Source organism: Arthrobacter caoxuetaonis (assembly GCF_023921125.1).
Classification (GTDB): domain Bacteria; phylum Actinomycetota; class Actinomycetes; order Actinomycetales; family Micrococcaceae; genus Arthrobacter_B; species Arthrobacter_B caoxuetaonis.
The window spans coordinates 283,567-306,163 of the sequence record NZ_CP099467.1 but is presented as its reverse complement, the minus strand read 5'-3'; the positions used below and the strand labels follow the sequence as shown (position 1 = coordinate 306,163).

General features: G+C 65.2%; 25 protein-coding genes. 7 read left to right on the top strand and 18 right to left on the bottom strand.

The window, feature by feature from the left end; translation table 11 throughout:
* Nucleotides 1-14: 14 nt before the first annotated feature.
* The gene (locus NF551_RS18425) at nucleotides 15-353 is read right to left on the bottom strand and encodes a hypothetical protein (protein ID WP_227897412.1); all 339 of its coding nucleotides are present in this window, start codon (nucleotides 351-353) and stop codon (nucleotides 15-17) included.
* Nucleotides 354-464: 111 nt separating this feature from the next.
* Here NF551_RS18425 and NF551_RS18420 point away from each other — a divergent pair, with 111 nt between their 5' ends.
* Nucleotides 465-1,088 (top strand): NUDIX hydrolase, encoded by a 624-nt coding sequence (locus NF551_RS18420; RefSeq protein WP_227897413.1) that lies wholly within the window; start codon nucleotides 465-467, stop codon nucleotides 1,086-1,088.
* 62 nt (nucleotides 1,089-1,150) lie between these two features.
* Here the strand turns inward: NF551_RS18420 and NF551_RS18415 are convergent, their stop codons facing one another.
* From NF551_RS18415 to NF551_RS18350, 14 genes are all read right to left on the bottom strand, one after another.
* The gene (locus NF551_RS18415; RefSeq protein ID WP_227897414.1) at nucleotides 1,151-1,816 is read right to left on the bottom strand and encodes a hypothetical protein; all 666 of its coding nucleotides are present in this window, start codon (nucleotides 1,814-1,816) and stop codon (nucleotides 1,151-1,153) included.
* A gap of 93 nt (nucleotides 1,817-1,909) precedes the next feature.
* Complete coding sequence (locus NF551_RS18410; RefSeq protein ID WP_227897415.1) at nucleotides 1,910-2,326, bottom strand: SirB1 family protein; 417 nt, start codon at nucleotides 2,324-2,326, stop codon at nucleotides 1,910-1,912.
* A gap of 63 nt (nucleotides 2,327-2,389) precedes the next feature.
* Nucleotides 2,390-2,839, bottom strand: coding sequence for a hypothetical protein (locus NF551_RS18405; RefSeq protein WP_227897416.1), 450 nt, complete (start codon nucleotides 2,837-2,839; stop codon nucleotides 2,390-2,392).
* A 137-nt stretch (nucleotides 2,840-2,976) separates the two neighbouring features.
* Nucleotides 2,977-5,103: an NAD-dependent DNA ligase LigA gene (gene ligA, locus NF551_RS18400; protein ID WP_227897417.1), complete on the bottom strand. Its 2,127-nt coding sequence runs from the start codon at nucleotides 5,101-5,103 to the stop codon at nucleotides 2,977-2,979.
* A 146-nt stretch (nucleotides 5,104-5,249) separates the two neighbouring features.
* Nucleotides 5,250-6,014 (bottom strand): hypothetical protein, encoded by a 765-nt coding sequence (locus NF551_RS18395; protein WP_227897418.1) that lies wholly within the window; start codon nucleotides 6,012-6,014, stop codon nucleotides 5,250-5,252.
* Nucleotides 6,015-6,033: 19 nt separating this feature from the next.
* Nucleotides 6,034-6,402 carry a hypothetical protein gene (locus tag NF551_RS18390; protein WP_227897419.1) on the bottom strand — a complete coding sequence of 123 codons (369 nt, stop codon included), beginning with the start codon at nucleotides 6,400-6,402 and terminating at the stop codon, nucleotides 6,034-6,036.
* Nucleotides 6,399-6,989, bottom strand: a complete 591-nt coding sequence (locus NF551_RS18385; RefSeq protein WP_227897420.1) for a metallophosphoesterase family protein — start codon at nucleotides 6,987-6,989, stop codon at nucleotides 6,399-6,401. Before NF551_RS18385 ends, NF551_RS18390 begins: the two co-directional genes overlap by 4 nt.
* Nucleotides 6,990-7,038: 49 nt before the next feature.
* On the bottom strand, nucleotides 7,039-7,437 hold the full coding sequence (locus NF551_RS18380) for a hypothetical protein (RefSeq protein ID WP_227897421.1): 399 nt from the start codon (nucleotides 7,435-7,437) through the stop codon (nucleotides 7,039-7,041).
* Nucleotides 7,437-7,655: a hypothetical protein gene (locus NF551_RS18375; RefSeq protein ID WP_227897422.1), complete on the bottom strand. Its 219-nt coding sequence runs from the start codon at nucleotides 7,653-7,655 to the stop codon at nucleotides 7,437-7,439. The genes NF551_RS18380 and NF551_RS18375 overlap by 1 nt, the downstream gene beginning before the upstream one ends.
* 70 nt (nucleotides 7,656-7,725) lie before the next feature.
* Nucleotides 7,726-8,277, bottom strand: a complete 552-nt coding sequence (locus NF551_RS18370; protein ID WP_227897423.1) for a hypothetical protein — start codon at nucleotides 8,275-8,277, stop codon at nucleotides 7,726-7,728.
* A gap of 88 nt (nucleotides 8,278-8,365) precedes the next feature.
* Entirely contained in the window at nucleotides 8,366-10,015 is a 1,650-nt protein-coding gene (locus NF551_RS18365) for a hypothetical protein (RefSeq protein ID WP_227897424.1), read from the bottom strand.
* Between the two features lie 3 nt (nucleotides 10,016-10,018).
* Nucleotides 10,019-12,352 (bottom strand): transglycosylase domain-containing protein, encoded by a 2,334-nt coding sequence (locus NF551_RS18360; protein ID WP_227897425.1) that lies wholly within the window; start codon nucleotides 12,350-12,352, stop codon nucleotides 10,019-10,021.
* Between the two features lie 137 nt (nucleotides 12,353-12,489).
* On the bottom strand, nucleotides 12,490-12,789 hold the full coding sequence (locus NF551_RS18355) for a hypothetical protein (RefSeq protein WP_227897426.1): 300 nt from the start codon (nucleotides 12,787-12,789) through the stop codon (nucleotides 12,490-12,492).
* A 135-nt stretch (nucleotides 12,790-12,924) separates the two neighbouring features.
* Entirely contained in the window at nucleotides 12,925-13,977 is a 1,053-nt protein-coding gene (locus tag NF551_RS18350) for a hypothetical protein (protein WP_227897427.1), read from the bottom strand.
* Between the two features lie 356 nt (nucleotides 13,978-14,333).
* Between NF551_RS18350 and NF551_RS18345 the strand changes: the two genes are divergently transcribed.
* Nucleotides 14,334-15,071, top strand: coding sequence for an MBL fold metallo-hydrolase (locus tag NF551_RS18345; protein WP_349293305.1), 738 nt, complete (start codon nucleotides 14,334-14,336; stop codon nucleotides 15,069-15,071).
* Between the two features lie 45 nt (nucleotides 15,072-15,116).
* Nucleotides 15,117-15,515, top strand: a complete 399-nt coding sequence (locus NF551_RS18340) for a hypothetical protein (protein WP_227897428.1) — start codon at nucleotides 15,117-15,119, stop codon at nucleotides 15,513-15,515.
* A gap of 3 nt (nucleotides 15,516-15,518) precedes the next feature.
* On the opposite strand, the gene NF551_RS18335 is transcribed toward NF551_RS18340, so the two are convergent.
* From NF551_RS18335 to NF551_RS18325, 3 genes are all read right to left on the bottom strand, one after another.
* Entirely contained in the window at nucleotides 15,519-15,686 is a 168-nt protein-coding gene (locus tag NF551_RS18335) for a hypothetical protein (protein WP_227897429.1), read from the bottom strand.
* 47 nt (nucleotides 15,687-15,733) lie between these two features.
* Nucleotides 15,734-17,056 carry a J domain-containing protein gene (locus tag NF551_RS18330; protein WP_227897430.1) on the bottom strand — a complete coding sequence of 441 codons (1,323 nt, stop codon included), beginning with the start codon at nucleotides 17,054-17,056 and terminating at the stop codon, nucleotides 15,734-15,736.
* Between the two features lie 256 nt (nucleotides 17,057-17,312).
* Nucleotides 17,313-17,981 carry a hypothetical protein gene (locus NF551_RS18325; RefSeq protein WP_227897431.1) on the bottom strand — a complete coding sequence of 223 codons (669 nt, stop codon included), beginning with the start codon at nucleotides 17,979-17,981 and terminating at the stop codon, nucleotides 17,313-17,315.
* A gap of 122 nt (nucleotides 17,982-18,103) precedes the next feature.
* Here NF551_RS18325 and NF551_RS18320 point away from each other — a divergent pair, with 122 nt between their 5' ends.
* Genes NF551_RS18320 through NF551_RS18305 form a run of 4 tightly spaced genes read left to right on the top strand, consistent with a single transcriptional unit; the run spans nucleotide 18,104 to nucleotide 22,574 of the window.
* Nucleotides 18,104-20,170 (top strand): nucleotide-binding protein, encoded by a 2,067-nt coding sequence (locus NF551_RS18320; protein WP_227897432.1) that lies wholly within the window; start codon nucleotides 18,104-18,106, stop codon nucleotides 20,168-20,170.
* A 46-nt stretch (nucleotides 20,171-20,216) separates the two neighbouring features.
* The gene (locus tag NF551_RS18315) at nucleotides 20,217-21,245 is read left to right on the top strand and encodes a hypothetical protein (protein ID WP_227897433.1); all 1,029 of its coding nucleotides are present in this window, start codon (nucleotides 20,217-20,219) and stop codon (nucleotides 21,243-21,245) included.
* Nucleotides 21,242-21,745 (top strand): hypothetical protein, encoded by a 504-nt coding sequence (locus NF551_RS18310; protein ID WP_227897434.1) that lies wholly within the window; start codon nucleotides 21,242-21,244, stop codon nucleotides 21,743-21,745. The genes NF551_RS18315 and NF551_RS18310 overlap by 4 nt, the downstream gene beginning before the upstream one ends.
* Nucleotides 21,738-22,574: a helix-turn-helix domain-containing protein gene (locus NF551_RS18305; protein WP_227897435.1), complete on the top strand. Its 837-nt coding sequence runs from the start codon at nucleotides 21,738-21,740 to the stop codon at nucleotides 22,572-22,574. The genes NF551_RS18310 and NF551_RS18305 overlap by 8 nt, the downstream gene beginning before the upstream one ends.
* The last annotated feature ends 23 nt before the right edge of the window (nucleotides 22,575-22,597 follow it).

Here is a 22,597-nt window from a genome sequence, read left to right as displayed (position 1 = left end):
TTCGTCATCGCCGGCTACCGGGTCTGAAGGTTGGGGAGCTTCTCGTTGAGGATGGCTTCGACGTCGCAGTCCTCCACGCCGGACAGGGCGCACAGCTCAGTGGCAGCGTCGAGGAGCTTCCGGCGGGCTTCCCCGTCGCGCAGCTCCGCCTCCGCCCGGTCGTTCAGGACACGGATGGGGTTCTCCTCCGGGCCCGCCGGAGGGCACGGGACCTCAATGAGGGATCCGTCGGTGCCCGTCACGGCACACGCGGGGTTCGGCGCCCATCCCGGCCCTGCAGCGGGTTCCCCTCCGGCACAGCCAGTCAGCGCGAATGCGGCAGCAAGGGCAAGGGCAGCGCTCATCTTCTTCATAGTCCCTATGTGTGCGGCAGGCACCGGGTCTCTGACCGGGCAGGCGGGAGGGAACGCGGACCATCTGCGCATGTCCTTGGGTGCACCAACACGACAAACCGAGGAGATCCCTTGTCCAACCCGGACACCGCCATCAAAGACCTACCAGACCTGCCCCGGGACGCCGGCCCGCCCGAAGAGGGAGTGATCCGGCTTGTCGCCGAGCATGTCGACTATGCGAACCGCTTCGTCACCGTGAACTTCGACGACGTCGTCTTCCCCAACGGGGCGGAGGGCAGGTACACCCGCATCTCCAGCGGCACCGGACTGGGCGTCGTCGCCGTCCCTTACGCCAACTTCCGCGGCCTTCCCTACCTCGGGCTCGTCCGCCAGTACCGGTACCCGACCGGAGAGTTCACCCTGGAGTTCCCCCGCGGCGGATCCGATGACCTCAGCCTCGCCGAAGCCGCACGGGAGCTCATCGAAGAGACAGGACTCGAATTCACCCACGGCAGGAAACTGGGCACCATCCGCCCCGACACGGGCATCCTGACGACCGAGGTCGCCGCATGGTGCACCTTCCACGCCCTCAAGGACCTGGAAAACCTCCACGTCGAGGACGAGACGGGGGCGACCGTCCGCTGGTACAGCGTCGGTGAGGTGATGGGCCTGGTCCTGAACGGGAAGCTTACGTGCGGGATCAGCCTTGCAGCCCTGGCCCTGATCCAGAACTCGGGCATCATTCACGAAGTCTAAGATGCGGCACAGCAGGAGAGGTCGACCCGGTACGGGGGCTTCTCCTGCTGTGCTGCGGGCTTTTAGAAGTCTCCCCAGGCAGGCTGCCAGGCAAGAAGTTCACGCCGGCTCTCCTCAGCGACTTCCCACAGCCACGCGGGGATCGGCAGGCTGCTGCCCCGCTCACGGTTCCCGACTCCGCCTGACCAGTGCTCCATGGCCAGCCAGGTCTTCTCTGAACTTCCGGAGAGGGAAACGAAGAAGGTATCCCGGGATCGGTCGGGGCCAAGTTCACAAGTCCAGCGGACGGACGCCCGCTTCAGAGCGATAGTGCCGTCCTTGCCTTCAAAAGGTTCTGCGCCGGTGACGTCGTAATCGAAGTAGCCTTCGTAGCTTTGCGTGCGGACACCGATCGGCTCGGGCAGCGGGGGCACGCGGGGGTAGAACTCCCGGGTGCACGCGGGCCATTCCTTGAGCAGGGCTTCGGCGGTCAGGACAAGGTCGGGCGGGAGAAGCGAGCGGTAGTGATCGCCGGATCCGTGGGTCTGTCTGTAAGGCTCCCGCTCGCCTGGAGCCCACAGCTCCCAGGTGTACCCGAGTGGGTACTTATCGTTGCCCTCGTCCAGGGACCACTTGAACATGATGGTGTCAGTTTCGGCTCCCGGGACTGGGCCGCGGAACGTGAAGTTTTCGTACCTTCGCACCTTGGTGCAGGTGAGAACTGGAGTCGCCGATGTCATGCCACTCATTTGGCGGCAATCGTGCATGCAGGTCAAACGTCGCCCGCTATTGCGACAGGATATTACGGCCGCCGGCCAGGACGTGCCTTCTCCCCGGCGCGGTCATTCGATCAGCCCCGCCGCCAAGGCCGCTTCCTCAACCATGACGGCATACTTCTGTGAGGCAACGTGGAATTCACGGTCTGTCATCCGCTCACCGGTGAAACCGATCTCTGTATTGAACTCGAAAAGCTGGATCTCTCGCCATTCAGCGGTCGGCAGGACAGGCCTGACCTCCTTCTCCGCGAAGCGCCTCAGATTGGACAATGCGTGGAGCGCCTCCAGACCGTCGGTGTACTCCTGTTTGGCGGCCAGGATGGCTTCCTCAAGAGTCTGCGGTTCAACACGGGTCGGAGTTGGTGTCGCAGAGGCGGAGGAGACCGTCGTCTCGGAATAGCCTGACGCTCCCGCATCTTCGGGTGCTGCACAGCTGGTGAGCGTGAGGATGATGAACAGAGTGGCAGCAAGAGACTTTTTCATGGTGGTCCTTCGCCGGCCTTGGCCGGATGGTGCGGGTGAGATTTAAGCTGAACCAGCTTACCTTCAGGTCTCAGGTTCATTGAGATGGAACTCTTTGCCGTGGACCGATGCCGTCATACAGGCCTGGAACAGCGCACTGAACTTCTCGACCGTCATGCCGGGCATCTCCTCGGCAGCTTCAAGCCGGTACGTGTTGGCCAGCCGGAGTGCATTCATCGGGGTATCGCTGACAGCCTGCTCTTCTTCACTGCCCCAGATGAGTGTCTGCTCCGGTATCTGCTCCGTGGCGTCCAGGATCCGGTGGATGGCGTGCCGCTGCGCCATGGCCTTCATGCAGGGGGTGCAGATGAGAAGTTCGAGCCGGTCCCCGCCCGGTGAGTCGAACGCCGTCGCCCCGTAGTGGCCGGTGCTGATGAAGATGTTGGCGCCGTAGGGCTGGTCTGGCAGGTCTGATTCGACCGGTCCAAAGGCGGCCCCGCAGACGGCGCAGGGAAGGTCTTTTCGTGAAGGCATGGGTGCTCCTGGTTCTCCGGCAAAGCCGGGATAACGGGTCTGCTCCCTATGTGTGCGGACGGGAGCGAGCCTCTGCCCTGAAACGAAGGAAGGGCCTCCCAGAACGGGAGACCCTTCCTCAACGTGCTGCGAGCCGGTTACGCTTCGCCGTCTTCGAGCATCTTGGCGAACTCGTCAGGGGTGACGACCGGGATGCCCAGTTCCTTCGCTTTGAGCCACTTCGACGAGCCCTCTTCGCCGCACACCAGCAGCGACGTGGACTTGGATACCGAGCCGGCTGCCCGGCCGCCGTTGGCTTCGATCAGTTCCTGGGCGCCCGTCCGCGTCAGGGAACCCAGCGCGCTGCCCTTCAGAGAGCCGGTGATGACCACGTTCATGGCCCCGCCGTCCGCGGTGACGAGCTTGGGAGCCTTCGCGCCCTTCTCCGGCTTGGGCTTCGGGGCACCCATGTTCACACCGGCCGCGCGGAGGCGCTCGATGACCGGGGCGTTCTTGGCCAGCTCGGCGTGGATGACGGCAGCCTTCTTCTCGCCGATGCCTTCAACGTTGGCCAGCTGCGTGACCGTGGCACCCTGCAGGGCTTCCATCGTCTCGAACTGGGCGGCCAGGCGGCGCCCGAAGGTCCGACCGGTAAACCGCATGGACAGGGCGGTGATGACCCGGTTCAGGGGCTGTGCCTTGGCCTTCTCGATTTCAGCCATGATCTTCTGTGCGTTCTTCTCGCCCAGGACCCGGTCGGCGCCGGAGTCGGTGGTGCCCAGCTTCAGGTTGGCCAGCTGGTCCTCGGAGAGGTGGAAAATGTCCGAGACGTCCTTGACCAGGTCCGCTTCGATGAGAGCGTCACCAGTGGTGCCGCCGAAGCCTTCAATGTCCAGGCCGGCGTCGCGGGAGACGGCGTAGGAGATGCGTCCGGAGACGGAGCATTCGGGGTTCGTGCAGCGCCACAGTTCGGTTGACTTGTCGAACTCGCCTCCGCACTTAGGGCATGCTGCCGGAGGCTGCCAGGGCTGGGAGGACGGATCGCGGAGGTCGGCCCGAGGCAGGTGGACCTGGGGGATGATGTCTCCGGCCTTGTAGGCCATCACAGTGTCGCCGACGCGAATGTCCTTGCTGAGCAGGTCCTTGACGTTGTGCAGGGAGGCGAACTCCAAGGTGGAGCCGTCAACGTCCACGGGGGTGTAGCGGGCGCGGATCGACAGGCGGCCGGTCTTGCCGATCTCGTATTCGATGTCCTCGATGACCGTCGGCTCTTCCACCGGCGGGTACTTGTAGGCCACAGCCCACTTCGGTGCCCGGGTGCCTTCACCCAGCTCTTCACGCTCGGCGGCGGTCGGAACCTTCAGCACAGCACCGTCCATGAGGAAGCCAAGTCCTTTGCGTTCAGCGCCCAGGGCTGCGATCGCTGACATCGGGTCTTCGGCATCCAGCACCGACTGCGGCAGCAGGGACCGGGCGGTGGTGAAGCCCATGCCGGCCAGCTCATCCATCGCATCCAGGTGGTCTGCACCGTCGAGCACAGTTGTTGAGTAGGCGGCGAAATTGAACAGCCCGGCGTAGGTGGAATCGTCCTTGTTCATCATTCCGGCCACACCGTTGCGGGCGTTCTTGAACGGGTCCTTGCCCTGGGAGGCACGGACGGCATTGGCCTTGGCCAGGTTCTCGTCGTTCAGGTACAGCTCGCCGCGGACCTCGAAGTCGCCGTCGCCGGCCACCTCGGGCAGGCCTTCAACCCCGCGGACCTTCTCGGTGACGTTCTCGCCCGTGTACCCGTCGCCGCGCTTGGCTGCGGAGAACAGGCGTCCGTCCTTGTAGCGGACGATGATGGCCATGCCGTCGATTTTCGGTTCGATGACCGCGTTGGGGTGCTTCTCGGCGAACTCGATGACCTTCTCTTCGCCGGGCTTGTCCAGGGAGCCGGCAAGGGTGGCGTGCTCGATGTCGCCGCCTGCCGCTCCGCCGTGGCCGACAGCGGTGTGAAGGCCGTGGTCCGGGGTGATGCCGTTGGCTTCCTCATAGCTGAGAATCGCGGCCTGGAGACGGTCGAACTCCGCGTCCGTCATCTCCTCAATGTCCGTGGTTTCGTATGCCTTGGCAGCGGAGAGCGCGCGGGCGACGGATTCGTTGTAGTTGTCCGCCGTGACCGCGGGACCGGCAAGGCTCACGGGCGCTTCGGAGTGGGTGCGGGTGTCGAACTGTCCGCCGGTGGAAGCCGCAGCTCCGGCAGCCTTACGCGGCTGGGGAGGAAGGGCGGTGGCTTTGGGCATGGTGGTCCTTCATCGAGGGTTTGTGTACACCCTCTATGTGTGCGGCAGGGCTGCTTTCGAGCGACAAAAACCACCCCGGCATCCAGCGGATACCGGGGTGGCGCTACCGTCCTGCAGACGGTCTCTGACTTCAGTTTATGGGGTGGCTAGGCGGCGATTCCCTCGGCCGGGCGCGCCGACCGTTTCCGGGGAGTGAGCACACCTTTGACGGCCGAAAGGCGTTTCTGTGCGATCTCGTCCAGTGTGCCGGCCTGGTAGGCGGGACGGACGACCCTGCGGAGGTAGTTGTACAGCATCCGCTCCTTGCCGTTGCCTGTGCTGCGGGGAATCCTCCCGTTGGTGGTGCAGAACTCGATGAGGTCATTCATGCGGGTGTCAGCCTGCTGCAGCTTCAGTGCCCGGGCCGTCGGCTGACTGGGGGTGTCGCCGCCGGAACGGGTGAATTTCCTGGGGGTGAAGACTCCCGGGATCTTGCTCAGGCGGTACAGGGTCGCAGCGTCGAGTTCGTTCCGGCGGTAGCGGACCCGAACGGTGGCGTTGAGGTACTTGTACATGTTCTTCTCGCCCGGGGCCGTCCCGGAGAAACGGGGGAGGCGGCCGTGCCGGCCGTAGAAGAGTTCCAGGTTGTCCAGCCTGCTGTTGCCGGGCGGGAACACAGTAGGCGCAGCGACCTTGCGCCTGGCGCCCCGCGGGATCGCTCCGGGAACTGAGCGCAGGATCGCTTCGAGGCTGGGGCTGAGGTTGGAGTCGGCTACGGCGAGCCGCTGGCGGTCCAGCCAGTTGCGCATCGTGTCTTCCGGTCCGCCTTCGGGATCGTTCTCGGGAAGGCGGGAGTTCTCCTGCACCCAGTCTCGGAACGCCTTGAAGCGGGCGATCCAGGCGTCGTGGTCAGGCAGTTCGTGGTGGTACATGCTTTCTTTGTCTTCCATTTCAGGCTTCGAGGTGGCGGAGCCACTTTTCGAGTCCCACTTCGGGGAAACGGGCGTAATCCTCGGTGGTGCTCCAGACGGTCCAGTAGCGGGCGGCGGCCGTCAGCTCTTCCAGCGTGCGTTCAGGGCCGTTCGGTGGCCACACGAGCGCGGGAGGGTATCCCTGGGCGGCGGACCGGGACACGGATGAGCGGGTGACTTTGATCCGGTCCACGCGCTGCCGTCCGGCGGGAGTAACCCAGAGGTCACGTCCGGAGGTTTCAAAGCGGTGCCCGCCGATGGCGAAGCCCACCGGGGCAAGGGGCTGGGGCCGGGTGCGGTGGAAGCCGCGGCCTCCGCGCACCCGGGGCGTATCCATCACGGTGCTCATGGTGCTGCCGTTCCGAAGCCTGCTGCCTCCTGGTGTTCGATGATGGCCAGGATCTCAGCCTCCGATGCGGGGCCGTCCATCCATTTGTCGACGCCGACGTTAATCTGGGTGCCGCGGACATCGAACTCGCCGTGTACGTGCCCGTGGACGAGCCAGCTGCCTTCATCGCGCAGGCGCCACTGGGTGTGCCTGTCGTGTTCGGAGTGGCTGTCGCCTTCGTAGGGGAAGTGGGAGAGCAGGACGGTGCGCCCGGCGATGGTGCGGCTCGCAGTTGTCTGCACGGTCTCGAATGCGGAAAGGTACTGCTTGTGGTGCCGGTGGGCGTCCTTGCGTCCGGGGTGGCCGTTGTCGTGGTTGCCGAAGACGAGGTGTTTGGTCCCGGGCAGGTGCCGGATGATTTCCAGGGCACGGGACGGTGAGGCCATGGCAAGATCGCCCAGGACCCAGACGGTGTCGCGCTTGGTGACACGGCTGGTCCAGGCAGCAATCAGGTGGTCGTCGTGCTCATCCGTGCTGCTGAACCCGCGCTGTCCGGCGACGAAGCGGTGGCCGAAATGAGGGTCGGACCAGTAGAAGACATTGCTCATGCCCTCTATGTGTGCGGACACGCAGGAGTCTCTCACCCGGGCGGTGCGGCTAGGCTCCGGTCGGTGCCGTCCAGGCGCGGGAGCTGAGGCCCGAGGCAAGCGACTGCAGCCGCTTCTTCAGCCTGGTGCCCATTCCCGTCCACCACGAATCTTCGTCCTTGATCCGGGCGCGGATCATGAAGAATATGGAAATCAGGAAGGTGTCGACGATGACGTTGAACCAGTCGGTGGTCACGAGATTGATGAACAGCTGCGTTCCGAGCAGCACAACGGCAGGCAGGACGAGGACCTTCAGGATGGAGACGGCAGCGAACCTGGCTCTTGTGCCACTGACGGTCAAGGCCATGATGAGGTCCACCATCGTGACCAGGTAGGTGCAGGCCATGGCGGCTCCGAACAGAAGCAGGCCCGGCACGGTGCCGGAGAAATGCTCCCAGTACGCGCCCATCAGGCCCCCTGGTGCTTCCGAGCAGCAAGGTCCATGGCCACGCAGCGGATCAGTTCCCGGTAGCGGGGCACTTCAGCCCTGAGAATCGCTTTCTTCCGCCGGCGGCCGCCGGGGGTGCTGATCCTGAAGACGGCAACCCTTGCCAGGGCACGCTCACTGCGCCGCTCATCGTTGGAACGGTACGGGCTGCGGCCCGGGCTGGGCATGGATCTGTTCACGGGGGTCCTCCTGCTGCGATGTCACCGGCTATGTGTGCGGACGCCGGGTGGTCTCTTCCCGCAGGCCTGCCTACCCGGGTGCCAGTGCCAGTTCCGTGCCGGTCTTGTCGACCAGGATGATCTGGTCCGCGGCAATGATGCCGTGAATGAGTGAGCCTTCATGGATGACCGGTCGGGTCCGGTTCGTCGGAACGAACAGACCGCGGCTTTCCTTTGTCTGCAGCTCCCGTGCCTGGACGTCGGTGAGGTCAAGGCCGTACCTGGATTTGGCCCAGCCGCTGAACTCGCCGGCGTAGTCGGCTGTCTTCTCACCCTGCAGGTGCCCGGCAAAATGCGGGATGCTGTCGGGCGGTCCGCCCTGTTTCTGGATGAGGACCGAACCGGCCATGGGAAGGATGAGCAGGGCTGCGCTGGCGGCCAGCAGGAGTCTCACCGGTTTGCGGCCGAACCTGAACGGTTCCAGATGCCGCGCGGCGACGAAGAAGACTGCCAGCACCAGGGCGAAGAACCAGCCGTTGGTCAGCGCTGCAGACAGGGGGTGGTCGTAGGCAGTGTTGTGGATCCAGGTCAGGTTGGCGTAGTCGAAGTGACCGGCCGGGTCCTGGCCCAGGGGCAGCCTCACAGGCCGGCCCCCGGGCGGGTGCGGAAGATGGCGGAAATGCACGCGGGAGTGTTCATGCCCGACTGTGTGCGGCGATCCGCCGGGACGCCTACGGGCGCGGGTCCCGGGGCTTCTCCGGTGCCTTCGGAACCTCCGGCACATCCTCGGTCAGGATGGACGGCTTCTCCGGAGGGCACCCGTCACGGACCTTCAGCTCACGGGTTTCCGCCGGGTCCGCCGTCGGGACAGGCTCAGCGGAAGGTGACGGCGCAGAGCTCGGCGTCGGGGACGGTTCCGGGGCCTTCTCCGGCACCTGGGGGACAGGGGCCTCGGACGGCACCGGGAGGGAGCAGATCTTCACCTGCTTCTCGTATTCGGCACGGGCAGCATCACGCCGGTCAAGGAAATCTTCCCGGGCGGCACGGTCGGACTCGTACTCGTCCAGGGCCGCGTTGTACTCATCCCACTCCGCCGCGATGACCCGCCAGGCCCGGTTGGTTTCAGCGACCTTGTCCGCGTACTTCGAGTACTTCTCAGCCGCGGCCTTGTACGAGTCGTAGGACTTCCAGTACGCCAGGACGTCTTCCTGCCAGTCCTTCGCACCGGCTTCCAGGTCCCTGCGGGCCTGCTCGGACTGCTTCTTCTCGGTGTCCCGGGAATGGCCGGCGTCGAATCCGGGAGCCTTCTGGCCTGTGAAGGCCCAGCCGCATCCGGGACCGGTCGTATCGGCTGCCGGGACAGGGAAGCTCTTCTGCGTGGGAGCGGCAGCTGCGGGAGCCTTGGGCGCCTCGGGCATGTCGAGGGGCTCGGGCATCAGCGGCCAGACCGGGAAGCCGGGCTCTTCCATGGGCTCTGCGGGACCGTCCACAAGGTCAGGGGCCGGAATCGGATACGGGGTCAGCGCCTTGGCCTTGGGCTTTGCTTTCTCTGCCTTTGCCGACGGGGTTCCCGAAGCGGTGGCTGACGGGGATGCCTTCGGGGCGGTGGAGGGCAGCTCGACGGCGGGGATACTGACCGTGACCTTCCTGGTGAACGGCTTGTAGCCGGCCAGGCTGAACACACTGCGGGAAGCGTCCTCCACGGAGGAGCGGGTGTTGGCGCAGATACCCTGCAGCTTCGTCGACAGGGACTTATCAAGCTGCACGGCGGCGTCCACGAGGCCCTGCTGGTTCGACCCGGTCGTGAACACCAGGACGTCACCCTCCCGGAAGGACGCCACCGAGGTCCGCTGGCCGCCGTGGCTGACCGAGGCGACCATCGAATCCTGACCCGGGGCGGTGCCGTAAATCGGGGACTGGGCCACTGCGCCTTCAGCGCCGGCACAGACGGCCGCCCCGGAATGCATCTGGGACAGTGCCTCGGCTCCGAGACCTGCAGTGTAGGCCTGCAGGGTCACACGGATCCGGTTCCCGCCCACGGTGTAGGACCGGGCCAAGGAGGTTGATGCTGCCGAGTTCTGGACCGGGCACGAGTAGGGCAGGGGTGCGACGACGGCGCGCTGCAGGCCCCCTTCGGCTTTCCAGCCCGGCAGGGGGTCCTGGAGGACGTTGGTGAGCACGGTCGTAGCCAGCGTCTGGGTCCATGAGGCAGCAACGGCTTCCGGGGCTTCTGCGGGCGCCGCCTGGGGTGCACCGTCGTCGGCGAGGACGGGGAAGCCGATCAGGGCCGTGACGGCCGTGGCCGCAGCCGCTACCGCTGCGACAGCCGCTGAGCCGCCGAACAGGAGCACTCCCTGGCGGCCGGTGGGTTTCCTGCGCATGTCTTACTCGCCTTCCGGAAGGGTGATGGTGGTGGCCGAACCTGAGCTGAGTGTCAGGACGACTTCCTGGCGGTGCCCGGACGGGCTGCCCGGTGCGGGGGTCTGGCTGACGACCGTTCCGGCAGGGTGGAGCAGGTTCAGTTCCGCTGTCGTTTCGGAGATGACCGGGACCAGTTTGTTCGAGAGGAGCAGTGTCACCGCTTCGTCCGTTCCCATGCCGCGGACATCCGGGACGGCCTTGGTCGTGGTGGAGCTGGTGGCCGCGTCGTCGGCTTTCGGCATCGCCCTGGCCGGCAGGCCCTTGTGGATTCCGGTCATGATGTCCTTCCAGACCGGGGCTGCCACTTCGGAGCCGGTCAGGTTGTAGAAGGTTTTCCCGTAGGCCGTCAGCTCGGTCAGCGGGTACTGGGAGCCTCCGCGGGGGTCGCCCAGCCAGACAGCGGTCGAATACTGGGGCGTGATGCCTGCGATCCAGTTGGCGGCGAAGTCGTTGGTCGTACCGGTTTTCGCCCCGGATTCGCGTCCGGGCAGTCCTCCGAGGGATTCCAGGGTGCCGCCGGCGGTGAACGGCTGCTTCAGGGCATCCCCGACGGTGTTGGCAACGGCCGGTGCCACGGCCTGGTGGCAGTCGGCGTCAGGGGTGGCGATCTCTTCTCCGCTGGAGGTGCGGATACCGGAGACGATCGTGTGCGGGGTGCATTCGACGCCGCCGGAAGCGAAGACCGCGTAGGCGTTCGCCAGCTCGATCGGGCTGACTTCGTAGGCGCCCAGCACCAGTGAAGCTTCCCGGCCCTGGATGGCCCGTTCCCCGGTCCGCGGCAGGGACGTAATGCCCAGCCGTGCTGCCATGTCGGCAACGGAGAGGACGCCGGTGCGCTCCACCAGCTGGATGAAGTACGTGTTGGAGGAGACCTTGATGGCGCCGCGGGCGTCGATGCTGCCCCAGTTGGTGCCTCCGTAGTTGATGTACCCGCCAACCGGGAAGTCCAGGGCTGCCGGAATGTAGGGGCTCACCGCGTTGAAGCGGGTGGTGGCCGGGATCCCCTGTTCGAGGGCCGCTGCCAGGGCAATCGGCTTCATGGTCGAGCCGGGCTGGAAGATGTGGTCGGCGTAGACCATTTCCGTGGCGTTCTCCCCGGCTCCCCAGGTGCGGTTCTGTGCGATGCCGGCGATCTCGCCGGTGCCGGGTACGACGACGGCGACGCCAAGGGCCCCGCGGCTGCCATCCCCGAGGGCTTCGCGGACGGCGTTCTGCGAGGACTCCATGACCTTCGGGTCAAGGGCGGTCTTCAGGGTCATGCCGCCGCGGGTGAGCCGGTCCTCGCGTGCTTCCCGGGTCGCTCCGAAGGCGGGGTCCTCGAGGATTTCCTTCCGGACCAGCGCACAGTAGAACGGGTAGTCGGACTGGTCGCATCCGGAACGGATCTTCCCCGGCTCCGGGAGGACACCAAGGGGTTCAGCCACGGCTGCCTCGAACTGCTCCGGGGTGAGCTTGCCGACGGCTGCAAGGCGGGAGAGGACGGTGTTGCGGCGGTCCTTGGCCAGGTCCGGGCTGGTGAACGGGTCGTAGACGTTCGGCCCCTTCACCAGGCCCACAAGCAGGGCAGCCTGGCTGGCAGTGAGGTCCTTGGCAGGGATGCCGAAGTAGATGCGGGAGGCTGCTTCGACCCCGTACGCGCCCTGTCCGAAGTAGACAGTGTTGGCGTAGGAATTGAGGATCTCGTCCTTACTGAGCTGCTCTTCAAGGTTCACGGCGTACTTGATCTCGCGCAGCTTGGCGTTGTAGCTGGTGCCGGTGCCGACGGCGGCTTCGGTCTCGTCGCGGGCGTTGTTGATGAGGATGTTCTGCACGAGCTGCTGGGTGATCGTCGAAGCGCCCTGCTTGGAGTCGGAGATGAGGTTCGCTACGGCAGCCCGGGCGATGCCCTTGAAGTCCGCACCGCCGTTCTCGTAGAAGGACGCATCTTCGGTCGCTACGAGGGCCTCGGTGAAGTTGGGGGAGATGTCGGCGAGCTTCACGTCGATGCGGTTCTCGGAGTAGAAGCGCGCGAACTCCTTGCCGTTCTTGTCCAGCAGGATGGTGTGCTGGGGCAGGGCGACGTCCAGCGGCAGTTCGGTGGGAAGCTGCTCCCAGTAGGTGAGTGCCGAGGACGCGGCACCGGCACCGAAGACTGCTGCAGGAGCCACGAGGGACCCGGCGGCCAGGGCAATGACGGTTGCCGCTCCGGCGAATTTCCCTAGCCGGGCAGGTAAGGATGACTCCCTCCGGCCGGGTTCCCGTGCGGGTTCGTCGATGAGCTGGTCCAGGTCTACCGCCTCATGGCGGGGGTTATTCACAGGTGGTGCTCCTTGAAACTGCTCGTGGGAGCCCGGATCAGCCCCTGGTGCTATGTGTGCGGACACCGGTGTCTCTCTCCCCGGGCATGGAAAAGCCCCGGCCGGGAGGGTTCCGGCCGGGGCTGGGGGAGCCGGTGTTAGGCGACTTCCTTGGAGGTTGAGAGCAGGTTCCGGCGGAACGCTGCAAGCTGCTGGTCGGAGAGGTCATCGCTCTGGCGGACCATGGAGCGGAAGGCGACGACGGTGCCGTTGACTTCTGCGAACCCGACCTGGGACAGGACACGGGATGAATCCTCGGGCTGGGCGGTAGCGGGTGCTGCGGCGGCCGGGACAGCGGTGAGGGGGCGCATCATGAAGGGGATGGCGATCAGGACGGCACCAACGGCCATCAGGGCTGCAGCGAACTGCCAGGTGGAGATGATCTCTTGAACGTTCATAGCGCACTCACTTTCTTACCGGCCTGTTGCCGGGGGTCGTTGTTGTGCTCTATGTGTGCGGCACTGCCAACCTCTCTCTACGCACACCAAAAGGGCGGCAGCCACTGGAGGACTGCCGCCTGGCGGACCGGGCGCCTAGTCGTCTTCGGGAGGTTTGACCGAGATGATGACGTAGCGCTTTCCCTGGGAGTTGAAGTGCCCGCTGCTGGCGATGACCCGGTAGGGCCGGTACGAACCGTCCTCCTGGCGGCAGCGGACGATAACACCGCCGCTGGAAGGGCAGCCCTGCAGGCAGCAGTCAGCGAAAGCGGTGAAGTCCTGGGGGTGGATGGAATGCGGCAGGTAGTTGTTCAGGGGTGCCTGGAGGCCGTACTGACGCCAGTTCGGACTGGACATGAAGACCTGCCAGGTGCCGGTGTCCACGGCGAACATGGCCTTGGTGTGGATGAGGTCCAGGGCGGCACGGACGAGCGCGGCACTCTGGTTGTCCATCTCCTGCGGGCCCGCTGCCGGCAGTGACGTAATTTCACGGGCGATACTGCGCAGCCATTTGACGTTGTTTTCCTCGTCAACAACGACTCTTGAAGCCGTACAGAGCTGCTTGGACGACGGCCTCTCGGACGAAGCCCCCGTTAGGATCCGGAATGTGACGGAGTGGCATTCACCGTCCGGGTTGGCGATTGCTCCGTCAATGACCACTTTCAGGCGGGCCCTGTCTTCGGGGGCAATGAGCGTGGTGATCCAGCCGTTCATGTCGCCGGTGCCGAAGCTTGGCCTGGGGACCTCATAGAGGGAGTACATGTTCTCGTCCCAGACTGTTTCAATCCGGCCGGTGTCCAGTATGCGCCACTCGATGCCACCAACAAGGGGCTTCTCCGGGAACGGCACCCCTTCCGGAACAAAGGCTGCAAGGATGGCAATCACTTCGAGGTTGATGGGGGAGAGGACCGCTTCGACCCTGACCTCCCAGGCCGCGTCCCTGTACTCCACCTTCTCGCAGACGCTGGGGTTGTCCCTGCCGATGGCCTTGATCCGCGGGATGAGCAGCTCCCGGGCTGTTTCGTCCAAATTCTTGCGCACGCTGGCCCCGTGGAAGGCATCTGCTCCGATACTAAGGAGCCGGTGCTGGTCCTCCATCAGGGCGTCAATGAAAACCCACTTGCCTTGGGTGCCTGTCATGGTGTCCACGGGGTGCATCCATCCTCAGTAGTGAGATCGCGCCGACCTCGAGCAGGGGCGGACGCGGCTTTGAGCGGAAAGTCCGGAAGTGTGACCTGCCGAACGGTGTAGCAAAACCTACAGTCGGCCTAATTGCGGACGATGTAACAAAACAAAGGACGAAATGTTTCGGACATGGCGCAAGTCACATCCGGCATTTTTGGATTTGCATGAAAGTGCATGGAATACTGGCAACACAGCGAGCCGCCGGCGGATGCCTGCGCCAGCTGTTGGACTATCAAAGAATGCCTTCTGGCGGATGCCCGAACGGCTGTTGACCTGCGTTATCCCCTGCGTATTATCCAGGGACTACAAGGAGTACAGCCATCAAACACCGAGCAGACGCATCACCGATTGAGTTCGCCGACGGGGTCTACCTCGCCCAGGGACCCGGATCCAACTGGGTCATCATCCGCGGCATCAGTGGGTTCACCATCATCGACGGCGGCTACCCTGCCGACCTGCCCCTCGTTCTTGACTCGATCAGGCGCCTCGGGCTCTCGCCGGCCGACGCCCGGGCGATGCTCATCACCCACGCGCACACCGACCATACGGGCGCCGCACAGTACTTCTCCGACGAGTTCGGAACACCGATCCTCTCCAGCCCAGGTGAACACAATTCACTGCTGGGCAGGGAGAAATACCAGGTCACAGTCGTGTCCGCGCTGCCCTACCTGTGGCGCCCGGCCGTGTTTTCCTGGGCCATCCATGCAGTCAGGGCCGGCGGGACCGCACCGAACAGCATCAGTGCCGCGGAGGTCTGGACCGAGGAGCGCCTGCGGGAGCTGCCGGGTTCACCGCTTCCGGTCATGACACCCGGGCATACTGCATACCACCTGCCCGGTTTAGGGGTTCTGGTCTCCGGAGACGCATTAGTCACCGGGCATGCCATCAGTGGGCTTGGGGGCCCGCAGATGCTCCACCGCATGTTCCACCACGACCTTAAGGGAGCCCGTTCGGCCCTTGACCTGATTGCTGCCGTCGACGCGACGGTCCTGCTTCCCGGTCACGGACCAGGGCTCATGGGCACGCCGGCGGCACTCGTCGCAGCAACAACGCGCTAAACGCGCACTTTCTAGTTAACTCTTCCGGGGAATCAGGCAATTAGCATGTCAATCAAAACAATTACCATTACCAAATTTGTGTGCGACGGTGACGCTGAGGCGCCGTGCCAGCACGAATCTTCAAAGACGTTCGCTTTTCCGCAGACCGCCTCGCTGCGCCTGGCCCGCAGGGAGGGCTGGGTCATCGACGGGAACGTCATGTGCCCCTTCTGCGCAGCCGGAACCGGCAGGGAGTCCCTTCCGGCAGTACCGGCAGCCGAAGCCCCCGCACAGGAGGAAGCCCGGCCGGCGCCGAAGGCCGTGATGCCCGCTCCGGTGAGCCAGGAAGCGTACGCCGAGCCCGAACCGGAACGTATCTGCCGTGTCACGCAGGCTGCGACAGCACTGTTCGGCCCGTGGCACCCCCTGGCCTCGCGCGGACGCCTGAGGATGCAGCGGGGATAGAGGTCAGGCGGCGTCGCGCAGCATCGGCTCCTCTTCGGCGTCCTGGAGCTGGCTGATCGTCCAGACGTCGTCTTCGGAAAGCTCCGAGATCACCGGATCGCCCAGCTCGTTGCACAGGACCGCGGTCCCGATACTGGCAGCTGCTTCGTTTTCAGGAATGTCGTTTGTCATGCCTGCTATGTGTGCGGAGGACAGCAGAAACCTTCCCGCACCCTTCGCTACCGGAGGGCGGGGAGGCTTCCGCGCATGACCCGGTATGCCAGGTCAGGGTCCAGGACGCCCGGGCTGCGGGTGCCGGCAAGCCAGCTGCCGATCTCCTCTAGCGCCGCACCAGGGGAGGAGGCCCGCACTTCCACACCGCGTACCGGCTTCAGTTCCGCGCTGCCCCGGTCCGAGGGGTGGATGATGAGCCAGCCGCGTACGCTGCGGACATGGGCCCGCACCGCGGAGACGTCACCGGCAATGCTTGTGTCGATGTTCGGTATGACCTTCTCACCGTCAACGGCCAGATCCCCGGTCAGGTCCTCATGGATCCAGTCCGGCAGCAGGCGCGCGTCAATGACTGCTACCCGGGAGCCGTTGATCAGGATCATCGGTACCGCACGCCCGCGCACCGGTGCGTTCTCCAGCAGCCTCGTGCCGGGAGCATTCAGGACCTCCGCAAGGGCGGCCCGCGTCCTGGCACGGGCTGATGCCTCGTCGGCGCTTTCGGACGGGTTGGCGAACGATGTCGTCCTTCCTCCGCCCGGGACCAGCCCGGCACTCTTCAGGTTTGCGCGCCGCCGCAGCCATGCCGAAGCCGTCAGGCTCAGGGCGAGACCGGAGAGGACCGCGGCGATTCCCTGCCCGAGATAGGCGCGGTTGAGCACCCACACGGCGAAGGCCCCGACGGCAGCGGCCGTGAGCGGACCCCATCCGATGTCGATGCCGCTGCGCACCCTCCTGCAGGAGAGCCAGGTGCCGGCCGCCCAGCAGGCGGCGTACGAAAGGACCCCGGAGGCACGCGGAAGTACCCCTTCAGGCCCGGAGAGGATCAGTTCCCTGAAGCCCAGGAAGACCAGCAGTGAGGCCCACGCAGCGAAGAGCACTCCGATGATCCAGGGGAGTTTGTCCCGGCGGGTTCGCTGGACGGACCCGGCGAAGATTTCATGCCAGGAAGGTTCGGGAGCCGGCGCCCTGCGGGCTCCGGGCTGTGCGGCAGGGTCGGGAGGAGGAGGTGAGGCTGGCCAGAAGTCTTCAAAGTCCGGTTCCGGGGTAGGCTCGGGCCGCGGATGGCGCGGTGCTTCACCGGGATCCGGACGGGGCGGCTGCCGTGGCTGCGGCGGAGGTCCTGTGGGAGCGAGTCCGTTGGCGCTGTCGTAGGCAGCGCGCTTCTCAGGGTCGGAAATGGATTCCCAGGCGCTGGTAACTGCCAGGAAGAGCGGCTTCATCGCATCCCCGCCCGTATCGGGATGGGTGCGTCGTGCCAGGGCGCGGTAGGCCTTCTTGATTTCCTTGTGGCTGGCGTCGGGCCCGACGCCAAGGACTTCATAGCTGTTCACCGGCGCAGCCTCCCGCGGGGGTGCTTTCGGGCAGCAGGCAGGGCGGTGCGCCGGGCCGGGGACGGATCTGATGAGGTGCTCACCGGATCTATGTGTGCGGCTTAAGGCAGGAAAGTGTCCGCCTGCTCAGTACGGGGACTGGACGTAGGCGTAAATGAAGAAGAACAGGATAGTGGCTGGCACTGCCAGCAGCGCGGCCAGGCAGGTGAAGGCGAGGGTTCTCATATCCCCTATGTGTGCGGCAGCGCCGCCGTCTCTAAACGAACTGTCCGTAGGTGCCGGCGCCGATCTTATTGCTCTCCAGGACGCGTGCGGCACGCGCTTCATCCCAGGACTCGCCGTTGGCCATCTTTCCGGCGCGGCTCACCCAGGAAGCGGCGGCTACGGGAATGAACGCATCGTCCATGCCTGCGAAAAGGCGGCGGCGGAACATGGCCCAGCGGACGGCTCCGTCGATGGTTTCGAAGAATTCCTGCGCCTGCTCGCCTTCCAGGGCGGGGGCGGTGGCAAGGTTGGCCGTCAGCCAGTTCAGGACAGGGCGCCACCCGCCGGCTGCAGCGGCCACGAGTTCAGCGCCGCGGGCCGGTAAGGGAGTGTCGACAGCGGCAAGGCCCAAGTCGGAGCGGCGGTCGGGAACAGAGGGCGGAACGATGTCGGTGGCGTCAACCCAGGTGCCGAAGGGGGAACCGTCGGGCAGCAGGGCACCGCCGTCCTTGAGCTCGAGGTTGCGCCACGGATCTTCCGGATCGAGGGAACGGACCATATCGGACACGAAGCCGGCAGCCCATGCCGAGAACCACAGCGGGTTCCGGGATGCGATCGCCCGTACGTGCTCTTCGATCTCCTGCCGTGCAGCGGTAGTGATCAAGGGTTCGCACAGCGACACAACCCAGCGGCTGATCCAGTCGACGTCCTTCTGATCCATTCGTAACTCCTCGATACGGCATAAAAAAATTGCTCTTGGCTGCAAGCCGGAAACTTTTTCAGTTTACGGCAGAGCGAATCGCCAAACCGGCCGTCAGAGGGATGGACGCATAGAAGGTAGATGTGAACATATCTGATCCTTCAGCATCAAAACAGCCCATCGTCGGCCTGATTGAGCTGCCCGCCCTTGCCGAGACCCTCACGCGGTGCGGGGTAAAGGTCGTGACAGGCCCCGACTTCCGAAGCGCTGCCAAGGCCATCCGAACTGAGCTGACCACCTCCGGGGCTTTCCCGATGGTTGTGGCAGACATTCCAGCTCCCGGCCTCCGCGCCTGGATTGAACGCGTCCAGGAGACGGCCGAAATGCAGGGCGCCCCGATCGCCGTGACGGTCCTGCGCAATGCCGGGAACCCGGTGCTCGTGTCCGCCAATGTCTCTGACATCAGTGAACCGTTTACCGTGAACCAGCTGCTCGGCTCGCTCAAACTTCAGGGACTCGACGGCCCGGCCGGCAACACCCTGTACCCGGAATCTGCTGGATCCCCGGCACCCGGCCTTGCCATGCCCGAGTTCGATGACCTTCTCGGTGATGACGAATTCGCTGCTCCTATTCTTACACCGGAAACTGTTACCAAATCCGAGTTTGACGATTGGGACGCTCCGGAAAAGCCCGTCTCACCAATTTCCTCGGTAAATGCTGAACCTGCCGCACCAATCTCGGACGACTGGGACAGTTTTGCCCCCGCACTGGCACCCCTTCCGGCGCCTGCCGACGTCCTCGGCTGGGACGAGCCCGCACCCTCTCCGGCAGCTCCTGCAGCTCCGGTCGATGACTGGGACACCCCGGCCGCGCCGGTACCGGCACCGGCGCCCCGCATGGAGCCGGCCGATGACTGGGACACACCGACACCGGCGGCCCCGGTTCCTGCCCAGCCCCTCTCCAGGCGTGAAGCACGGGCCCTGGCAGCCTCTCCTGCCACCGATGACTGGGATACACCAACCCCGGCGCCGGTCCAGCCTGCCTACCGGGCACCTGAACCGGCCGCGTATGCAGCACCGGCCCCGCCAGCCGCCTACCAGCCCGCACCGGCCAGCTACCAGGCACCCGTTCCGGCGCCCGTCCAGCCCGCGTGGGAGCAGGAACTCTCACCCATCGAGGCGGCACCTGTGCCCGCGGCCCGCCCGGGAGCACTGGCAGTTCCTGCCGGACGGGAAGTCAGCGACGCCTGGGCAGCCGAGCGCCGCCCCGTGCATGACCTGAGCCGTGTCGAGGACTCCTCGGCCATCTTCGACGACTTCGAAGCCTCCAAGCTGGCCGGCACCGGCCGCTCCGCCGCAGGGCTCGCCTCCTTCGTCATCAACTTCTCCGGCAAGGGCGGTGTCGGCAAGTCCACCACGTCCCTGCAGATGGCCCACGTGGCCGCCGCGGCAGGCCTGCGCGTCATCCTCATCGACGGGAACTCGGGCCAGGGCGACCTGCGCACCTACCTCCGCCTGAACCGGACGTCCCTGCCGACCATCTACGACGCAGCGATCAAGAACATCCGCTCCGCCGTGCTGACCCCGGACGTCATCAACCAGAACCGTGAAGACATCCTCGGGCACGTGAACTTCGCGTTCATCGCCGCACCGCCGGATGACATCAACGACCCCTCCGTCGTGACGAACCAGCTCTACGCCGACGTGATCGCCTTCGCCCGCCGCAACGCGGACCTGGTCATCATGGACACCCAGATCATCGAGACCAGCGACCGGACCGGAGTGGTCAGCCAGATCCTCCTGCCGGCCCTCGTCCACGACGCGTGGGGCCTGGGCGTGACCGACATGTCCAACACGGGCGTGAACAACCTCAACGGGCGCCTGCGCACCTTCATCAAGAACGGTGTCCCGCAGGACCGGCTGATGGTCATGGTCAACAAGGTAGATCCCGAGCAGGAACCCGTTGCGGCGACCATGCCGCGCTACTTCTCCAGCTCCGGCTACTACCTCGGCACGATCGCCACGGATCTGGACGTCCAGCAGGACATGAATGCCGGGCGCATCAACATCGGCAGCCAGGACCTGCGGACCCTCATGAGCAAGGCCCTGCTGCGGATCACTGGAAACGAAGCCTTCCGGGCGGACGCCGAATACACGCCGGAAGCGGCAGCCCCGCGCGGGTTCTTCGCCAAGGTCTTTGGCAAAAAGTAGTCCTACACCAACCCCCACGTACAAAGAACCACAAGACAGGACACCGATGGGCCTCAGTGCCGAAATTATCGAGAATGAGGAAGCCTGCAACCGGCATCCGAACCTCGACATTCTGTGTGAACGCCTCCAGGCCGTCATGCACGGGCGGGCAGCCGAGGAGCTGCTCGCCCACCGCGAAACCATTCCGGAGTACGCCGGCGTGGCAGCCCTGCCCGCCTGGACCTGGCTTCGCCCGCTCATCAACGTTGGACGCAAGGACAAGGCCTTCGGAACAGGGGAAGGCCTGCTGATGCCTGTCCGCAACGACTGGGACACGCCCCTGGTCCTGCTCGTCTCCGGTGAAAGCGTTCCGGTCACGTACCGCTCCCGCGGCATGGGGCACACCATGGCAGGCCAGTCCAAGGTCGTCGTCCGCCCCGGCGCCCGTCCGGTGGCCATGGTCCAGGAAGTCCCCTCGCTGGCCAGTATGGTCTTCGTGGGCACCGCACCCCGGGCCATGGTCATCAGGTCCCTGGAGGCCATCGCAGAGGCCGGCAAGCAGGCACTGTGGGCAGTGATCCAGAGCATTGAACCCAAGCTGCGCAAGGAGCTGTACAAAGCCCACGCCCACGTCAGCCATGAGATTGCCGAAACGACCGGTGCGTTCCAGCCGATGCTCGATGAGATCGGCATCGACGAAATCCAGGACTTTATGATGTTCGGTGACGACACCAAGCCCGGTTCGGTGTTCCGGCTCATCGAGCTGTGCCTGACCCCGGAATGCTTCCTGCGCGTGGATCCGCTGAAGTACATGACCAAGCACCTGCGCCGCGACGCCGAAACGCAGATCCGCCGCAAGATCGGCGATCCGCACATCGGGCCGAAGATCAGGGAGATTGCCCGCAGCCTTCCTGACGGTAACCGCGACCTGGCACGCATCGTGTCCGAATACCGGAAGGTCTATCCCAAGGACCGGCTCTCCATCAACCGGGCCGAGGCCGCCATGACGGTCAGCCCCGATGCCATGGCCCGTGCCACCGTCCTGCTGCCGGAGACGATGGACCTGATGGCCCGCAATGCCCGGGTGCGGCCATGAGTACGGCAGCTGGCCGGCCCCAGATCGAGCTGAACGCCGCCGCCCGGTCCGCCTCACGGTGCCGGGCGGCATGGCTGGCCAGGGTCAGGATCACCGACCCGGTCAGCGGGCAGATCGTCCCGGAGCTCTTCGAAGCGGAGATGGCCAAGGTCCTGCGCGGAGCAGCGGCCGGAGACCTGCCGGCCATGCCGGAACCGGCGACCGTTGCCGACGTCCTGAAGGCCTCCGAGTCCAAGGAGTACCGGCCGCTGCTGAAGATCCGTCTCGGAATGCTCCTGCGCTACCAGCCCGGCTGGGGACGCATAAGGGCAGAAGGGGTGGTAGATCACGTTTTGGCGGTGACTGGGGTTAAACTGGATCGTCGTCTGGTGAACGTTGGATGGCTGCTGGATCCTCGCGCCGGCGGGCGCAGATATACGGCCTGGCTCGATGCCCTCGAACCGAAGAAGAACCCGCCTTGGCAAGGATTCCCTCACACTAGGAGCAGCCGCGTTGACTGAGAATACACGGGACATCATCCGTGGGATCGCCGCTGCCGACAAGGGCGCACAGCACACTCTCATCAACACTTTCATTTCCGAACGCTGGGGCCTGTTCAAGCAGATCGGCTGGTCCCTGTGCCGGAACTTCGGTGTCTCCACGGACGGCCACGGTGACGACTTCACCTCCATGGTTGCCGAAGAGGCGTACAAGATGCTCCTGGAGCACCTGGCCGATGAGGAAGAGCTGGACCGGGTGGAAGTCTGGGAAGGCATGCTGAAGCTGCGTGCCCGCCAGGTCGTGCGGAACTACCTGGACCGGGAAATGGCTCCGGCAGCCGAAATGACCTCCGCGCTGCGCCGTGTGAGGCTCCTGAACCAGACCCGTGACGCCATGCGCATGGAACTCAAGCGCGAACCCACCGACTGTGAGGTCGTGGAGACGCACAACGAGAAGATGCGCAGGACCCGTTCAAACGCGGTGAAGCAGGGCGTTATCGCCAGCGTCGATGACCTCCGGACATACCGCGCGTGCGCGGACGTCGACGACCATGACCGCGCTGAGCCGATCGACACGGAATTCGTCCTGCATCCGGTGGAGGGCCCTCGCTTCCTGAAGCTGCTCGTCCAGCGGACCGCGGAGTACAACGAACGCCTCGGTACGGCAGCGGAACTGTGGCTCGGAGGGCTCTTCAGCGGTGAATACCCGCCGCGGATCTCCAGCATCGAAGAGATCGCCGACGCCATGGGAGTCTCGCGCTCCACGGCACGCTCCTACGTCCGGAAGATCAAGGAGTACGCCGTCCTGGTCGCCGAAGAGGAGTTCGACATCACCGCCGGCGACGTCTGACGGGCACATCCGGGAGGGGCTTG

Excerpts from the sequence above, each read along its gene's own strand:
- NF551_RS18335 (WP_227897429.1), bottom strand. The coding sequence starts at position 15,686 with ATGACAAACGACATTCCTGAAAACGAAGCAGCTGCCAGTATCGGGACC.
- NF551_RS18410 (WP_227897415.1), bottom strand. The coding sequence starts at position 2,326 with ATGAAAAAGTCTCTTGCTGCCACTCTGTTCATCATCCTCACGCTCACC.
- NF551_RS18415 (WP_227897414.1), bottom strand. The coding sequence starts at position 1,816 with ATGAGTGGCATGACATCGGCGACTCCAGTTCTCACCTGCACCAAGGTG.
- NF551_RS18315 (WP_227897433.1), top strand. The coding sequence starts at position 20,217 with ATGGGCCTCAGTGCCGAAATTATCGAGAATGAGGAAGCCTGCAACCGG.
- NF551_RS18385 (WP_227897420.1), bottom strand. The coding sequence starts at position 6,989 with ATGAGCAATGTCTTCTACTGGTCCGACCCTCATTTCGGCCACCGCTTC.
- NF551_RS18355 (WP_227897426.1), bottom strand. The coding sequence starts at position 12,789 with ATGAACGTTCAAGAGATCATCTCCACCTGGCAGTTCGCTGCAGCCCTG.
- NF551_RS18390 (WP_227897419.1), bottom strand. The coding sequence starts at position 6,402 with ATGAGCACCGTGATGGATACGCCCCGGGTGCGCGGAGGCCGCGGCTTC.
- NF551_RS18395 (WP_227897418.1), bottom strand. The coding sequence starts at position 6,014 with ATGTACCACCACGAACTGCCTGACCACGACGCCTGGATCGCCCGCTTC.
- NF551_RS18380 (WP_227897421.1), bottom strand. The coding sequence starts at position 7,437 with ATGGGCGCGTACTGGGAGCATTTCTCCGGCACCGTGCCGGGCCTGCTT.
- ligA (WP_227897417.1), bottom strand. The coding sequence starts at position 5,103 with ATGCCCAAAGCCACCGCCCTTCCTCCCCAGCCGCGTAAGGCTGCCGGA.
- NF551_RS18405 (WP_227897416.1), bottom strand. The coding sequence starts at position 2,839 with ATGCCTTCACGAAAAGACCTTCCCTGCGCCGTCTGCGGGGCCGCCTTT.
- NF551_RS18365 (WP_227897424.1), bottom strand. The coding sequence starts at position 10,015 with ATGCGCAGGAAACCCACCGGCCGCCAGGGAGTGCTCCTGTTCGGCGGC.
- NF551_RS18425 (WP_227897412.1), bottom strand. The coding sequence starts at position 353 with ATGAAGAAGATGAGCGCTGCCCTTGCCCTTGCTGCCGCATTCGCGCTG.
- NF551_RS18325 (WP_227897431.1), bottom strand. The coding sequence starts at position 17,981 with ATGGATCAGAAGGACGTCGACTGGATCAGCCGCTGGGTTGTGTCGCTG.
- NF551_RS18340 (WP_227897428.1), top strand. The coding sequence starts at position 15,117 with ATGTCAATCAAAACAATTACCATTACCAAATTTGTGTGCGACGGTGAC.
- NF551_RS18310 (WP_227897434.1), top strand. The coding sequence starts at position 21,242 with ATGAGTACGGCAGCTGGCCGGCCCCAGATCGAGCTGAACGCCGCCGCC.